The 14,412-nt window shown below is 63.7% G+C and carries 14 protein-coding genes, 1 pseudogene and 2 riboswitches; of the genes and pseudogenes, 8 read left to right on the forward strand and 7 right to left on the reverse strand.

Translation table 11 applies throughout. The features are described from left to right. Nucleotides 1-50 precede the first annotated feature (50 nt). Nucleotides 51-203 carry a hypothetical protein gene (locus QFZ40_RS08230; RefSeq protein ID WP_306903804.1) on the forward strand — a complete coding sequence of 51 codons (153 nt, stop codon included), beginning with the start codon at nt 51-53 and terminating at the stop codon, nt 201-203. Nucleotides 204-324: 121 nt separating this feature from the next. Here QFZ40_RS08230 and QFZ40_RS08235 read toward each other — a convergent pair. Continuing rightward, nucleotides 325-698: pseudogene (locus QFZ40_RS08235) on the reverse strand (UBP-type zinc finger domain-containing protein). Nucleotides 699-924: 226 nt separating this feature from the next. Between QFZ40_RS08235 and QFZ40_RS21745 the strand changes: the two are divergent. Then, nucleotides 925-3,495 (forward strand): FAD-dependent oxidoreductase, encoded by a 2,571-nt coding sequence (locus QFZ40_RS21745; RefSeq protein WP_306903805.1) that lies wholly within the window; start codon nt 925-927, stop codon nt 3,493-3,495. A gap of 145 nt (nt 3,496-3,640) precedes the next feature. Further along, nucleotides 3,641-3,913 (forward strand): hypothetical protein, encoded by a 273-nt coding sequence (locus tag QFZ40_RS08245; RefSeq protein ID WP_306903806.1) that lies wholly within the window; start codon nt 3,641-3,643, stop codon nt 3,911-3,913. Here QFZ40_RS08245 and QFZ40_RS08250 read toward each other — a convergent pair whose 3' ends face one another. Together QFZ40_RS08250 and QFZ40_RS08255 are read right to left on the reverse strand one after the other, a co-directional pair. After that, nucleotides 3,914-4,801 carry an HNH endonuclease gene (locus QFZ40_RS08250; RefSeq protein WP_306903807.1) on the reverse strand — a complete coding sequence of 296 codons (888 nt, stop codon included), beginning with the start codon at nt 4,799-4,801 and terminating at the stop codon, nt 3,914-3,916. A gap of 34 nt (nt 4,802-4,835) precedes the next feature. Next, the gene (locus QFZ40_RS08255; protein WP_306903808.1) at nt 4,836-5,360 is read right to left on the reverse strand and encodes a DUF2087 domain-containing protein; all 525 of its coding nucleotides are present in this window, start codon (nt 5,358-5,360) and stop codon (nt 4,836-4,838) included. Nucleotides 5,361-5,534: 174 nt separating this feature from the next. Here QFZ40_RS08255 and QFZ40_RS08260 point away from each other — a divergent pair, with 174 nt between their 5' ends. Next, nucleotides 5,535-6,044 carry a mycothiol transferase gene (locus QFZ40_RS08260; protein ID WP_306903809.1) on the forward strand — a complete coding sequence of 170 codons (510 nt, stop codon included), beginning with the start codon at nt 5,535-5,537 and terminating at the stop codon, nt 6,042-6,044. A 61-nt stretch (nt 6,045-6,105) separates the two neighbouring features. Here QFZ40_RS08260 and QFZ40_RS08265 read toward each other — a convergent pair whose 3' ends face one another. The 3 genes from QFZ40_RS08265 to QFZ40_RS08275 all read right to left on the reverse strand — a co-directional run bounded on the left by QFZ40_RS08265 (nt 6,106) and on the right by QFZ40_RS08275 (nt 9,795). Then, nucleotides 6,106-6,915: a hypothetical protein gene (locus QFZ40_RS08265; RefSeq protein ID WP_306903810.1), complete on the reverse strand. Its 810-nt coding sequence runs from the start codon at nt 6,913-6,915 to the stop codon at nt 6,106-6,108. 395 nt (nt 6,916-7,310) lie between these two features. Next, nucleotides 7,311-7,476, reverse strand: a riboswitch (cyclic di-AMP (ydaO/yuaA leader). 94 nt (nt 7,477-7,570) lie between these two features. After that, nucleotides 7,571-8,662 carry an acyltransferase family protein gene (locus QFZ40_RS08270; protein WP_306903812.1) on the reverse strand — a complete coding sequence of 364 codons (1,092 nt, stop codon included), beginning with the start codon at nt 8,660-8,662 and terminating at the stop codon, nt 7,571-7,573. 299 nt (nt 8,663-8,961) lie between these two features. Further along, nucleotides 8,962-9,795, reverse strand: coding sequence for a LysM peptidoglycan-binding domain-containing protein (locus tag QFZ40_RS08275; RefSeq protein ID WP_306903814.1), 834 nt, complete (start codon nt 9,793-9,795; stop codon nt 8,962-8,964). A gap of 3 nt (nt 9,796-9,798) precedes the next feature. Next, nucleotides 9,799-10,001, reverse strand: a riboswitch (cyclic di-AMP (ydaO/yuaA leader). 123 nt (nt 10,002-10,124) lie between these two features. Between QFZ40_RS08275 and QFZ40_RS08280 the strand changes: the two genes are divergently transcribed. The 4 genes from QFZ40_RS08280 (at nt 10,125) to QFZ40_RS08295 (ending at nt 13,756) form a co-directional block, all read left to right on the forward strand. Beyond that, nucleotides 10,125-10,892 carry an MBL fold metallo-hydrolase gene (locus QFZ40_RS08280; protein WP_306903816.1) on the forward strand — a complete coding sequence of 256 codons (768 nt, stop codon included), beginning with the start codon at nt 10,125-10,127 and terminating at the stop codon, nt 10,890-10,892. 85 nt (nt 10,893-10,977) lie between these two features. Beyond that, nucleotides 10,978-11,955: a dienelactone hydrolase family protein gene (locus QFZ40_RS08285; RefSeq protein ID WP_306903817.1), complete on the forward strand. Its 978-nt coding sequence runs from the start codon at nt 10,978-10,980 to the stop codon at nt 11,953-11,955. A gap of 62 nt (nt 11,956-12,017) precedes the next feature. Continuing rightward, nucleotides 12,018-12,431 (forward strand): nuclear transport factor 2 family protein, encoded by a 414-nt coding sequence (locus QFZ40_RS08290; protein ID WP_306903818.1) that lies wholly within the window; start codon nt 12,018-12,020, stop codon nt 12,429-12,431. Between the two features lie 74 nt (nt 12,432-12,505). Beyond that, entirely contained in the window at nt 12,506-13,756 is a 1,251-nt protein-coding gene (locus QFZ40_RS08295; protein ID WP_306903819.1) for a lytic transglycosylase domain-containing protein, read from the forward strand. A 64-nt stretch (nt 13,757-13,820) separates the two neighbouring features. Here QFZ40_RS08295 and QFZ40_RS08300 read toward each other — a convergent pair whose 3' ends face one another. Beyond that, the gene (locus QFZ40_RS08300) at nt 13,821-14,207 is read right to left on the reverse strand and encodes a cupin domain-containing protein (protein ID WP_306903820.1); all 387 of its coding nucleotides are present in this window, start codon (nt 14,205-14,207) and stop codon (nt 13,821-13,823) included. Nucleotides 14,208-14,412: the final 205 nt, after the last annotated feature.

Below are 14,412 nucleotides of genomic sequence, written 5' to 3' on the forward strand. Positions count from 1 at the left end.
ACGGCGTGACTGTCTGCGTGGACCGCCAGCCAAAGCTGTGCTGCTGGGCCGTGCCAGCAATCGTCGGTGGCAGAGAATTCATTGTTTCCGGATCCGGCCACGGCCAGCCGACCAACCCGTCCAACAGGGATCTGGCCGCCCAGATCACCCAGGCAGTCGGCCGCATTGCCCTCAGTATTTCCCAGTTACGTGTGCGCCGTTAGCGTAGGCCTGGACGTATATACGCCACCGAGGCAGGTATTGCTTCCCGTCTGCAGGGAATTGGGCACGCCCTTCATCCGTCGCCGAATCCCGGGGTCAGAGAAGTTAGCGCTGCATCCGCGGTTACCGATGTAAGTGCCCTCGCCAGTCTGCCGGTACCTTGTCTGCCGGTGCGGGTGCCGGCTGTTCCAGTGGCCTGGATTGAGGACCCGGAAGCCGCGGGCCGCGGAAGAACTTCTTCGTGGTGTGCTCGTAGAACCAATCCTCCCCAGGTTCAAAGGACCTCATAACGGGGGACCGACGGTGCGTGCATGGGCACTGGCATGCTGTGAGGGTGATGTATCGCAGCATCCGATGTGGCCGCACTGGGCGCAGCGGCGAAGATGTAGCCACCATCCTGGGCCATCACCGCTGAGGCATTCCAGACACCCTGTTCCACTGGGTGTGGCGGCCAGGCTGATTCCCCGAATAGGGCGATCATCCAAGAGGTCCTCCATTTCCATTATTCTCAGGTCATCCCGCTTGGCCACCGTCGGGGAGCCATTCTGGCAGAATCTCCGCGCCTTTGGAATGACGGAATCGCGGCGCCGACCGGGGCCCGACGCAACTCCGACACCGTTGGCGCAGGACCTTTCCAGAGGCAACAAGCACCCCTTGTCCCCAATGTCCCGGCGCGAGTATCGTGAGCGTCACCGATCCCTTGATCCGGAAAAGACGGCGGCCATGGATGACTCGGTTCCGGTCATGCTTATTGCGACCACAGATCCGGCCTCTCGGCGCGTTCTGGAAGATGAGTTACGTCGACGGTACGGTGCCGACTACGAGGTGCTGGCCTGCGCCGGCCACGCCCACGGGCGGGCGGTGCTTGAGGGGCTCCGGCGCTGGAATCGCCAGGTCGCCCTCATACTCGGATGCTACGGTCCGGCTGACCGCGACGGACTCGATTTCCTGCGGCGTGCCTATGGCTTCCACCCGGCCGCAAAGCGTGCTGTCGTGGTGACGTGGGGTGACTTCGCCAGCGCCCCCACTGTATTCCGGGCGATCGCGCAGGGCTATGCCGAATTGGTGATCATACGTCCCGAACGATCGCGCGACGAAGAATTCCATGGGGCGATTACCGACGCCCTCGACGACTGGCAGCTGGCCCAAGGGGTCGGGTTCGAGGCGGTCCGGCTGATCGGGGAGGTAGGCGACGAAAGGACTCATATGTTGCGCGACTCCTTGAGTCGTAACCACATCCCGGTGGGCTTCCACCCTGCGGGGTCCGAAACCGCGCAACGGACGTTGGAGAGCCTGAACCTGCGCGACCCAGTGCTGCCGGTCATGGTGCTGGAGTTCACCGCACCACCAATTGTCCTCGAAAACCCCAGTGACCTGGAGATCGCCGAAGCGATGGGGGTGACCCGACCGCCTCCCGTGGACAAGATCTTCGATGTCGTGGTTGTAGGAGCCGGTCCATCCGGTCTCGCGACCGCCGTATATGCCTCCTCCGAGGGCCTCTCCACCATGGTGGTGGAGGGCGAGGCTGTGGGAGGCCAGGCCGGCACCAGCTCGTTGATCCGCAACTACCCTGGCTTCTCCCGCGGTGTAAGCGGCGCCCACCTTGCCTACCGCTCATTTCACCAGGCCTGGACTTTGGGCACGGACTTTCTGTTCCTGCGGAAGGTGGAGGGAGTCCGCGTGGACGGAGCCTGTTATGCGGTGTCGATTTCCGATGGAAGTGTCGTGCGGTGCCGCACAGTCGTGGTGGCGACCGGCGTGGACTATCGTCGCCTCGGCATACCTCAGCTGGAGGATCTGGTCGGCAGAGGCGTCTTCTACGGGGCCACAGTCTCCGAGGCGCCGTCGATGGCGGGAAAGCACGTCTGTGTCGTGGGTGGCGGCAACTCGGCCGGACAGGCGGTGCTGCACCTTGCCAAGTACGCGAAGAAGGTGACGCTGCTGGTGCGCGGGCCCACGCTGTCGGTCAGTATGTCGGAATACCTCATCTCCCAACTTGAGGCCACCCGGAACGTTGCGATCCGCTTCAGGAGTGTGATTGTGGGGGCCCGCGATCAGGACGGATTCCTTGCCGCCGTCAAGGTCGCGTCCGGATCCGACGCAACCCCGGGCGAGGAGATCGAAGCGGGCGGCTTGTTCGTGCTGATCGGTTCGGTGCCGCGGACCTCCTGGCTGCCCGACACCGTAGAGCGTGACCCAGCCGGTTTTCTGCGCACGGGCGCCAGCCGGGATGTCAGTGACGCCGGGTCCATCAGGTCGGACAGGTCGCCATTAGGGCTGGAACCAGCATGCCCGGCATTTTCGCGATCGGCGACGTGCGGGCCGGTTCGATCAAAAGAGTGGCTACCGCAGTCGGCGACGGCGCCACAGTTGTCTCGATGCTTCATAGCTACCTGGCCGAGAACCCTGCCCCTGGTGAGGCAGCCGCACCCGAGGACCTGCCCGGTGATGGCCGCTCCAACTGAAGTGACAACGTTGATTCCGCCAATGCGGCGGCTGCTCTACGTCGCAGCATTCCTCGTGTTTCTTGCAGGGCTCGTGCTGTTCGTGTTTCCGCTCCGGACTGCGGAATGGTTCGCGTGGACAGTCAATCCCCCCATGACCGCCGTCTTTCTCGGGGCGGCCTACTGGTCGGCCGCCGGGCTGGAGGTGACGGGCGCCCGCTCATCGAGTTGGAATTCAGCGAGGCTGGCTGTCTGGCCCGTGTTCGTCTTCACGACATTGACCTTCGGAGTCACCCTGTTTCATCTCGATCGTTTCCACCTGTCGCCAGACGCTGCCACCCTTGCCCAAGTAGCCACGTGGGCGTGGCTGGCAATCTACGCCATTGTGCCGGTGGCGATGCTCATCATAAGCCGGATTCAGATCCGGTCCCTGCGTCCTGCCCCAAAGTCCGTAACGGCGGGACGGCCAGTGCTGCCTGTTGCGCTCCGGCTGCTCCTGATCGGAATCGCCGCGGTACTGCTGTTATATGGCGTAGCGCTCCTGGCAGTGCCCGTTCCTGCCGCGACGTGGTGGCCGTGGCAACTGTCCGAGCTCACCGCGAGGGCGATCGGAGCGTGGCTGGTCGGTCTTGGGTTGGCGGCCGCGCAGGGCCAGTTGAGCCGCGACCTTCGCACCGTCCGCCCCGTGGCCCTAACCTCCGTTGCCTTCGTTATTCTGCAGGCGCTTGCCCTGCTCCGGTATGGCAACGCCCTGACATGGCCGAGCGCACCGGCGATCGGCTTCGTAACCGTACTACTTGCCATTGGAGTGGCAGGCGGATGGGCACTCGTACTTTCCCAACGCCGGTAGTCCGGCCTGAATTTCGTGGGCGGCTTCATCACGGTGGGCGCACCTTCCCAACTTGCGATCAACTCTGGATCACAAGGGGCGCCGGGTCTAAATTGGTTCTTGGCTTATGCAGAGGGCCTACGCAGCGCCGATCCAGGAGGGCACCATGAGCCCCACACCAAAACAACCGATAACCGACGACAGCATCCAGGTCCGCCAGGTCAACCACTACCAGTTCAGCTGGGTGGCCGCGCAGGCGGGAAAGCCGGGAACGTGGACCCTTCAGCTGGTGCTTGACCAGGGGGCGTGGGAGGAGGTCCTTACCCTCGACGCGGAGGACGCAGAAGTTCTCCAAGGCCTTCTGAAACGCTCGGCCACGGTGTTTTACGACGTCCGGCGGCGGACCCTGATGTTCGGGACGACGGCTGCAGGGCAGTAATCAGTCTCTCCGCACGCTCACTCCTGGTGCCTTGAGGATGCGCCGGGCGTTCTCTTGAGCCTCCAACGCTTGCTCACTGACCATTTCCCCTGGAAGGTGGCCGGCGCCGGAGATGATGTTACGAAGCTCGGTGACAGTCCGTGGTGAACGTGCGCCCCGGTGCACCATGGCGTGGCAGTTGGCGCACAGCGGTACGAGGTCCGCGACCGGGTCCAGTTGGTACCCGCTCCCAAGGAGTGACGCCGGCACTGTGTGGTGGACGTGGATGAATCCATCTCCGATTTCGCCATAGGTGGCTTCGAAGGAGAATCCGCAGGCAGCGCAGGCCGTTCCGTGGAACGCCAGGCACACCTGGCGTGCGTCGGGGTTTCGCTCATAGCGGTTCACCTCGATGCTGCTGACCGCGTCCAGCGGGTAGCTTCCGGGAATCAGTTCGGTGGGATCGATGACTGCCGGCCCCAAGTCCCGCCACAACCGGCGAAGGTCCGGCTCCGCTGACCGCGGGACGGACACGACTGAACGGCGGAAGGCGGCGTCCCACCGTATATCGGGGACTGACTCCACCAACGAGCCCGACCGTATCTGTTCCCCAAGGGGCATCAGCGCGTCGAAAGCAATGCCGGCGTAGCGTCCGGTAGCATCCGGATCAGTTGTAAGTCCGGACTCGCAGTGTTCGGAGACTACAGCGCCGTGACCGATCAGGCCGCTGCCGGCGTCACTGCTGCCCTGCAGCAGGAGCCACACCTCTGTTCCCGGCTTGATGTTCCGGCTCCGGCCAACATCCCACCGGTCCAGGAACCGGCCGGATTCAAGAACCTGCTCGACGACGGAACGATAGTTCCAGCGGTTCCACCGGTCCGCGTTCCATCCCAGAATCACTGCTGCCACTGTGTTCCTCCTGTGCTTCCGGCAGGCATCAAGCCTATGTCTCTTCGTGCCGGGAGTAGGCGGAGCCCGAGGTGGTCCGCTTCAGCAGGCCGAAGTCGACCAGATAGCGGCGCAGCAGCACCACGTCGTCGGTATAGCTCAGAAGCCGTTCATTGACCTGTCGTTCCGTGAGGATTTCGCCCGGCTCGATGGCCTCGCTGATGATCCAGGCCAGGAGTTCCCGCCGTTCCGCCATGTTTACCGGGTATCTCTCGATCCTGCCCAGGTGCATGTACCGGGCAGGTCCGGTCTTCGCCTGCCGCCGGGGTTGCTGAGCGAGAAGATCGCGGAAGATCGACTCGGACGCCTCCAGTTCATGTGCGGCGTTCCGCTCGACCAGGCCAGACTCCAACAGGGCGCCAATGGCCCGGTTTCGCCGTTGGTCATTCAGCTCCGCAAGCACATCGGGGGTAGTGGCACCGAGCACTATCTGCGCATAGGCGGTCCGGGCGTCCCTGTTGGCCAGGGCCGCGATGACACGCCGCCAATGCGGTCCGCTAAACCTCATCCCTTCGGTCACTGGTTTTCCTCGCTTTGCGTCGGCGCAGCCTCCTTGATGGCCGTGCCTGACATGGTAGCCCTGACGAACGGTGCAGGAGGAGCCCGGCGGCAGGCCTATCCGCTGGTGCGGCTTCCATGCAAGCATGAGGTCACAGTAGATCGACCGTGCGTGGCGCACAGGGGGAGGACCTTGATGAAATCCAACGAACTGCTGCTTGACGCTTTCGGCCGCATCCGTGAAACGGTCGCCGCTGCGCTTGAGGGGGTCGACGACGGGTCCCTGGTTCGTCGTCCGGCCGGCAACGGGAACTCCATAGCCTGGCTCATCTGGCACCTCGGCCGGATCGAGGACGCGCAGATCGCCGCCGCCGCCGGCCTGGACCAGGTCTGGACGTCGCAGGAGTTTGTCGGCCGCTTCGGCCTGCCGCTGCCCGAGCGTGACACAGGCTACGGCCATTCCACAGAGAATGTCGACGCGGTACAGGCCCCTCCTGAGCTCTTGCTCGAATACTACGACGCCGTTCACCGGCAGACCCGGGAGTTCGTAGGTACTCTCGACGATGAGGATTTCGACCGCATCGTCGATACCCGCTGGGACCCTCCCGTGACCCTGGGCGTACGCCTGGTCAGCATCATTGCGGACTGCCTCCAGCACGTTGGGCAGGCCGCATATGCCAAGGGCCTGAACCCCGAGGACGGTTAGGGGAGCAGTCGGGCCTGGACGCGTTCGCCGCCGATGCGCCGCGTGAAGGTGCCCGGGTTACTCAGTACCATTTGTGTGCAGCACGGAATTCCAGGGCCTTTGCGGGGGAGCCGTAGCTTTTCTTGATGTAGCTCAATCCTCTCTCCACCTGGCTGGGCCGCCACTTCGTTGCTGTATCCCAGAGGGCGTTCAGGGCGTTCATCTGCTCCGGACCCCATCCGTATGAAGCGAGGCGGGCGCTGGCGTAATTGCGTACATCGACAGGTTCGTCTGTGGTGTCATCCCCGGCTGCTGAAGGCGTGGCCGTGGTCGGCGACGGAGCCGGCGATGCGGCCAGTGGTGCCGGTGCTGTTGTGGGTGCCGGTGTGGCGGTCGGAGAAGCCGGTGACGTCGCCGGTGCGATCGCCTGGGCGGCCGGAGTGCGCGCTGGAACCGGTGCCGGCGCCGTGGGCGCGTTGGGGGTCGCCGTTGAGTTGGCCGGTGACTGAGGGCCAGAGGGCGTCGAAGCAGCCGGGCCGGCAGCAGAGGTGGCAGCTTCTATTGCCGCCAGGGTGGGAGCATCGACGGGCATGGGGAGATCAGCGATGGACGGCAAATCTGTGGCAACGGGACTTGCGACTGCCGGCACATCACTGGTACCCGCTGCGGGCGGTGCAGGGGCGGAGCCTGAGGTGCCAGGGGAAGGACTGGATGCAGTGGGCAGGGGCGTCGGCCGGCCGGCAACGTAGGCGGGCGGCGGTCCCTGCGCGGCTTGGGTGGCACCCGGGGCATCCTGAGCGGAAGATTCCTTGCCGAAAAAGGGCAGCTCGGTCGCCTGGCTGGCGGAACCGACGGCAAGGAGTACGGCAAGGGCGCCGGTGACCACGGCCATCCGATGACCCATGACACGAACTGAAGCAGCATTTCTCAGAACGGCGGCGGGATCGGACCTGAAGGCGTCGGATATTTGAGGACTCAGTGCTGTCACGGTCCCGCGCCTGCGGGCTGCCTTGGGTGCTGCGGAGTCTGTTGGCGCTGCTACCGGTAGTGCTTCAGTTACCGGAGCCGCTGTTTTTGCGATCGGTGCTGTTTCCGGAGGACGGGGTGCTTCGAAGGCCGGACGCCTGTCCCTGCGCCGTCGCAGAGCGGGGGAAGTCGGTTCTGAAGGCGCCGGTTGTACGTTAGTTGCGTCGGCATCCGGGCTGGTTGTGGTGGGAGTTTGCGCAGCTTCTGCACGATGTCGTCCTGCCCGGAAAGGGCGCGACGTATCCAGGGAACGGGACATGATAGTTGCCTCTCAACGCCTGCGGAGTTAGCTGTCGGGTTCGGAAGAGGTCAACCGGCCGGCACGTTGAACGTGACGGCTTCACCCCAAGGGCCGCTGGGCAGCGGCCCGAAGACTATGGGTCCCCCGTCTCTGCCTTAATGTTGGGAAGTCCGGGATGTGGCAGAGCTCGGCGTCAGCCCGGACGCGGCCCGATCTAGATGGGCCACCCCAAAACCGTACCTCAAGCACTCTGTTAAGTCACGTTTAGGTAACGGGTAAATCAAGGGGCGTGTCGCAGTGCCCCGCTGGGCTCAACCCGTGCGGGGGCGTTCCAGTTTTCGTCGTAGTACTTGTCGAAGCGATCGCGCGCGCTGCGTCCCAGCCGCTCGACAGTGTTCCAGCTGATGACGGCCAGGAGCAGGGTCAGTAGGATTGCCGACACTGCCACCAGGGGCGGCAGGTCCGCTGTCGATCCACCATTGAGCCAAAGAATGACGATGTAGTTCCAGAGGTACGCCCCGTAGGAAACTGTGCCAAGCGCCTGTAACGCCCGCGTCCACTTCGGCATTACCGGGGCGCGGGAAGCGGCCAGCACCACCAGGACGCCCGCGGCAGCCATGGCCAGGGGTCCTCCGGCGAAAAAGAAAGCGGCCGATTCGTTGGCCTTGGGGAAGAAAATCAAGGTGGCCAGGACAAGAACCGAGCTGATCAGGGTTGCGCGCCTCAGCCTGCGGCCGGAGAACCAGCTGAACAGATGGACCCTGTAGAGCCGCAGCCCTGAACCGACGATCAGACCCAGGCCCCACGTCGTCGGCAGCGCGTAGACCAGGGAGTGGAGTTGCGGAGCAAGGATCAGCATGGCCAGCACACTTGCAGTCATTAGGGAAAGGACGACGGCGGCAGACCAGCCAAGGAGGGCTCCCTGTCGGTTTCGGCGCAGGGCCAACAGCAGGAGGGCCGGCCAGATCAGATAGAACTGCTCTTCCACCGCAAGGGTCCAGAGCGGCCCGATGGCCAGGCTGACGTCGAACGGCAGCGGTAAGTCCTTGAGATAACCGAAACCTGCGATGAGTGTGTAACCGATGACGCCCTTGGACCGATCTCCGAGGACGTCGGCTGTCAGTTCAACGACGGCGTAGACGCCCAGGAGGGCAATGAGAGCCGGCAGCAGCCGGAAAGCCCGGTGGGCATAGAAACGGCCGTAACGGATCTTGCGGTGCCGTTCGACATCCCTGAGGAGTACACCCGTGATCAGGTAACCGCTGAGCACAAAAAAGACGATGACACCGACGATTCCTGCGCCCTGGAATATCGCGGGCCAGGAATGCCCCAAAAGAACGGCACCGACGGCCGCACCGCGAAGGACGTCCAAGGAGTCCAGCCTGGGCCGAACTGCAGTTTGATGGGCAGTTTGCTGGGCGGGCCTCGCGACCGTTCCCTCAACTCGCACTGTCACATAACCTCCGGAGCCTCGCAAGTAGCCGGTTCAAATATCAAGTGAAAGGCAAACCGGCCCTTGTCTGTGGACATGATTGGGATTGCAGGCCCTGAGCCCGCGCCTTGCACCAGTATTCCTGATTTGGCTGGACGGAACCTGACGCTGGCCGGTTTGGAGACAAAAGGGCGGCGGACGGTTGTCGCCGTCCGCCGCCGTTTGCTTGCAGGGCCGCGCTAAGCTACCCGAACGAAGGAATAGCCTGAGAGCCAGCTGATGGAATGGACCTGGGTCTTGTAACCGTCCACGCCGCCGCTGACAACCTGGCCGTTGCCGGCGTAGACGCCTACGTGTCCGGCAGTGATGACCAAGTCACCGGGAGCAGGCGTGCCCACAACGCTGCCGTACTGGAAGAACTGACCGGGGGCCAAGTCGCCCACACTCTTGCCAACGGAGCGCAGGGCCTTCTCCACCATGGCGGTGCAGTCCTGGGTCACACCCAGCTGGGAGTACGCCGAACCCAGAATTGCCGCGCCGACAGAGCTGGATGCCGCTGCGGGTGCCGAGGCTGCGGCTACGCGTACTGTCGGTGCCGGGGCGGGGGCCGGCGCGGGGGCAGCTGCCCTAGTCGGAGCCGGTGCCGGTGCAGCCGTTCCGGTCCCCGGGATTTTTATCTGGTTGCCCGGGTAGATGATCGTCGCCATGGACATGCCATTGGCGGAGAAAACCGAGTTAAGACTCACTCCGTAATGTGCGGAAATTGCACCCAGAGTGTCGCCGGAAACGACTGTATGGACCCTGGCTGCGGGTGCCGCTGCCGCGGGGGCCGGGGCAGGGGCGGGAGCACTTGCCTGGACCTGAACATTTGCGGTTCCGGAATTATCGGGCGCGTGGGTTCCGGCGTGGGCCGGTGCCCCGATGCCGAACAGAAGTCCCGATGCGGCAGCAACAACCACGCCGGACTTTCCCATGTTCAGGAGATTAGACTTGGCCGTGACTGACAGGCCTTCGAGCACAATTGATCGGCTGGGGGTTGCGCGATGACGGGCGGTGATGGAATTTTTTGACACAGAAGATCGCCTCTCCCATGCCTGCGGGGTGAGCTGTCGGGTTCGGGTCGGAGACACCCGGCCGGAAACGCCTCCATGCGGGACGGAGAGTTAACGACTTAACCCCAAGGCCTCCTGAGAAGGCCGTGGAAACGTGGTTCCCCCGTCCCTGCCAGCTGGAAAGCGATTGGATCCCGGTCAGCGGCAGGGTTCGGCATACTGACGGAAATGTCCCGGCTGAAACCGGGGCACCGAAAGAGGGTATCTTCTGCTCCCCCGAAAAGTCACGTTCCGGTAACGGAACTAGTTTGTCAACAGCGTTACCCATCCGGTCGAAAGAAAGCGGGACCATGCCCCAGCACCACGATGATTGGGATCCGAGGCAGCGGACTACGGAGCCCGCAGAAGGCGTCCACTTCGTGGAGGGACCGGCGTCGAACTGGATCATCGTTCGCGAAGGCGAAGACTTCCTCGTTGTTGACGGAGGCTACCCCGGTGACCTCGAGCGCGTACTGGCATCAATCAGGCAGATCGGCCTCGAGCCGGCGGATGCCAAGGCGATGCTGATTACCCACGGACACGTTGATCACACGGGATCGGCCGCACATTTCTCCCGGGAGTACGGCACCCCGATCCTCTGCAGTCCCGAGGAGGTGGCGCATGTCCGCGGCCAGGAAAAACACCAGGTGACCCTGGGCCAGGTACTGCGGCGGGCTTGGCGGCCACGGGTTTGCCGCTGGATGCTGCACGTCATCAGGGCTGGTGCCCTGGCTGCAGAGCCGGCCACGGAGGCGCGAGCCTGGGGCGCCAACGAACTGCGGGCCCTTCCCGGCTCCCCCCGGGCGGTCCTGGTTCCGGGGCATACGCCCGGACATACCGCTTTTGTGCTTCCCAAGGCGAACGCGGTGGTGACCGGGGACGCCCTGGTCACGGGTCATCCCCTCAGCAAGGAGACCGGTGTCCAGATGCTGCATCCCATGTTCCATAGCCGCCCGGAAGCCATGGGGGAGACACTAAGCCGCCTGGCCGACGTCGACGCCTCCCTGGTCCTTCCCGGACACGGGCCCGCCCTGCGGATGAGGATTGGTGACGCCATCTCCAGCATCCCCGCCGCATGACAAGCGGAAGGGGTGTTGAACGCCTGCCCCTTGCCGGATGGCCGACATCGGAGGAGGATATTCGGCACGCTCGAGGAGGCCCACCATGATCCAGCTTGGCAAGTTTGAGAGGTACCTGATCGAGGAATTCTTCGACGATTACCGTGCCGGTGCCATGACCCACAGGACGTTCACCCGCCGGGTGGCGTTCATTACAGGCAGCATGGCCACAGCTTCCGCGGCGATGCTGTTGGTCGGCTGCACTCCTGATGAAGTGCCGTCGGGAACGGATCCCATGCCTAGCCCGGAACGCCCGTCGTCAGCAGCGGGGTCAGGCCCCGCCGCCTCCGGAGCTGTTCCCGGGGCGAAGAGTCCGGTTTCCGTCCCGGAGGGGGAGCCGGGACTGACGACGTCGGAGGTACAGTTCCCGTCCAACGGAACCGACATCCGTGCTTACCTTGCCCGGCCGGGCGCTTCCGCCAAGGGACCGGCCGTCCTGGTCTGTCATGAAAATCGCGGGCTCACTCCTCACATTCAGGACGTTGCGCGACGATTCGCGAAGGCCGGGTATTCAGCACTTGCCCTGGACCTGCTGAGCCGGGAGGCAGGCACGGCGAAGATGGACCCGGACGCCGTGCCTGGAGCGCTGACCAAGGCTGGTGCCCAGCGCCATGTCTCCGACTTTGCCGCGGCATTTGAGTACCTCCAGTCCCAGGACTACGTGGACCCGGAACGGATCGCTATGAACGGCTACTGCTTCGGCGGCGGCATCACGTGGCAGGCGGCGACAGCGCTCCCCGGACTGAAGGCCACAGCAGCCTTCTACGGCCCCGCCCCCGATCTGGACAAGGTCCGCGCCATCAAGGCGGCAGTCTTTGGGGTCTACGCTGAACTTGACCAGCGAATCACCGGTGCGATGCCGGCCCTTCGCGATGCCTTGACCGCCAGTAACGTCCGCCACCAGCTCACCGTTTACCCCGGCGTTGACCACGCGTTCCATAACGACACAGGCGAGCGCTACAAAGAGGCGCAGGCCACCGCGGCGTGGAATGACACGCTGGCCTGGTTCGGTCGGTTCGTCTAAGCGTGTGAACCGGAACCCCCTGCAAGTACGCAAGCTCCATTCCGTCTGGACGTGAGGGACCGATGAGCGAAGTAACGGACAGGTTGGCGGCAGCGCTCAGTGCGCATGACCTTGAAGGGGCCGCAGCACTGTTCCACGAGAACTACCGCAGCGAGCAACCTGCGCATCCTGGAAGGGCATTTACCGGTCGGGCGCAAATGCACGCTAATTGGGCGGCAATGTTCGCCGGAATTCCCGATTTCAGGTCAGAAGTGATCCGCTCCGTGGACGACGGCGACACGACCTGGATCGAATGGGACTGGTCCGGAAACCGCAGCGACGGTAAAGCATTCCACATGCGGGGAGTTGCCTTGTTCCAGGTCTCGGAGGGCCTGGTCATTGCCGGGCGTCTGTATCTGGAGGACGTCGAAGAGGAATTGGTTGGCATTGAAGAAACGGTGGAATCCCTCTCCGGACGGCGTCCACAAAAACAATAAATGCTGCCACGCCGAACCGTTTGTTTCACTTTTCCGGCATCCAAATCCAGGATTGCCCGGTATGCTCACAAACTATGTCCTGGTTTGGTCTCAGCCCGAAACTCCCCGTTATTGCCGGAGTGCTGGCAATTGCCTTGGCTAGTTCCGCCTCGCTGCTGCCAGCGAACGCCGACGACGATGCTCCACCGAGCGGCTACCCCTCCTGGCAGGATGTGCAGAATGCGCAGCAGAACGAGGCCAGCAAGTCGGCGGAGATCACCAAGATCGGGGACCTCCTGACTGGACTGCAGACGCAGGCCGAGGCGCTGGGCACTGCCGCGGTCAAGTCAGCTGCCGAGTATGCAGTAGCTGAGTCGGCCCTCCAGGCAGCAAGCGCGAAGGTGGACGTCCTCACGGCGCAAACTGCGCGGGCCAACAACGAGCTGGGGCAGTACAAAAAGGAAATCGGCTCCCTCGCCGCCCAGTCCTACAAGACCGGCGGAACGAACCTGGGATTCTTCGTCGCCCTTGACGCGGTCCAGACCAACAGCATCCAGGGCCTGAATATTGTCCAGATCGTCAGCGACAAAACGGCGGGGCTGGTCAATAAGTCAGCTGCTGCAGAGAAGTCCTCCCAGGCATTGGCCGACCAGGAAACAGCGGCCAAGGCCGAAAGGGAGCGGTTGTCCGGCGAAGCAAAAGCCAAGCTGGACGCCGCCCAGGCTGCCCAGCAGGCCATGAACCAGCAGATCGCGGATCAACAGCAGCACAGCCAGGAACTGACTGCGCAGCTGGCTTCCCTCAAGGGAACAACTGCGGCTGTTGAGGGCCAGTACCAGCAGGGCCAGGCCGCCCTCGCCGCCTATGAGTCGGCCCAGGCAGCCAAACGCGCGGCAGCCCAGGAGCAGGCACGCCAGCAGGCTGCGGCGTTGGCCGCTGCACAGGCAGCGGCCAGGCCCGCCCCGGGTAATCCTGCCCCCGGTCCTGCCCCGGTACAGCCGCCCTTTGTCGCACCCTCTGTTCCCGGCGGCGCCGTCAACGATCCGGCCGGGGCCAAAAGCTATGCCTCCGGCCGGTTATCTTCCTACGGCTGGGGGCAGGAACAGTTCCAGTGCCTGGTGAGGCTCTGGACCCAGGAATCTGACTGGCTAACTACAGCCACCAACCCGTCCTCCGGCGCCTACGGCGTTGCACAGGCGCTTCCGCCGGGCAAGTACGCCACCGCCGGCAGCGACTGGCTGACCAGCTACAGGACGCAGATAAATTGGGGCCTCAGTTACATCGCAGACCGGTACGGGTCCCCGTGCGGGGCCTGGAGCCATGAGGTATCCAACAACTGGTACTGAGTTAGCTCGTGCTGACCGCCAGTCTTCCCCGCCAAGGGGGGACATAGTGCTGGAGGATATGGCGCTAGGCGGAGTCCGCGGGCGGTGTGGCGAATTCCGCGGCACTGAGGAATTCGACGCCGGTAAAGGGCTGGTCGCCTTCAACCCAGGCATTGTGGCCTGGCGGGATCGTGTAGGAATCGCCGGCAGTAATGTTTATCCGGTTGCCGTCCGTGGTCTCCACTACGAGATCCCCGGACACGCAGAATCCAACATGGCTGGCCTGGCAGGAGTCTGTCTGTACGACGGGCTTGATGCAGTCAGCCCAGCTCCATCCCGGCTCGAACTTAAACCGGCCCATGGTGTACTCGCCCACGGTAACAACGTCGATTTCGGTCTTGTCCGGGCGGCGCTGTTCATCGGGCGAATTGTGTGATTTCACTTCCAGCTGAGTGACGACATTGGCAGTCATTGCAGTCCCACTTTCCACAACGGATTGTGCCCGTCCGCTGTCTGTCCCGGGCTGCCAGACGGCGTTTGAGGCGCTTACGAATGTCAGCTTCCTCCGATTAGGCCTCCTTGTCGATAGCATTGTTGATAGCGGCATATTCAATGCGCTGCGGTATCTGCCAAACAACGCAAATGAGGCGCCGGGAACAACCGCGCTAGGCTTTTCC

Origin of the sequence: Arthrobacter pascens (assembly GCF_030816475.1) — a bacterium.
In the GTDB taxonomy this organism is placed as follows: domain Bacteria; phylum Actinomycetota; class Actinomycetes; order Actinomycetales; family Micrococcaceae; genus Arthrobacter; species Arthrobacter pascens_B.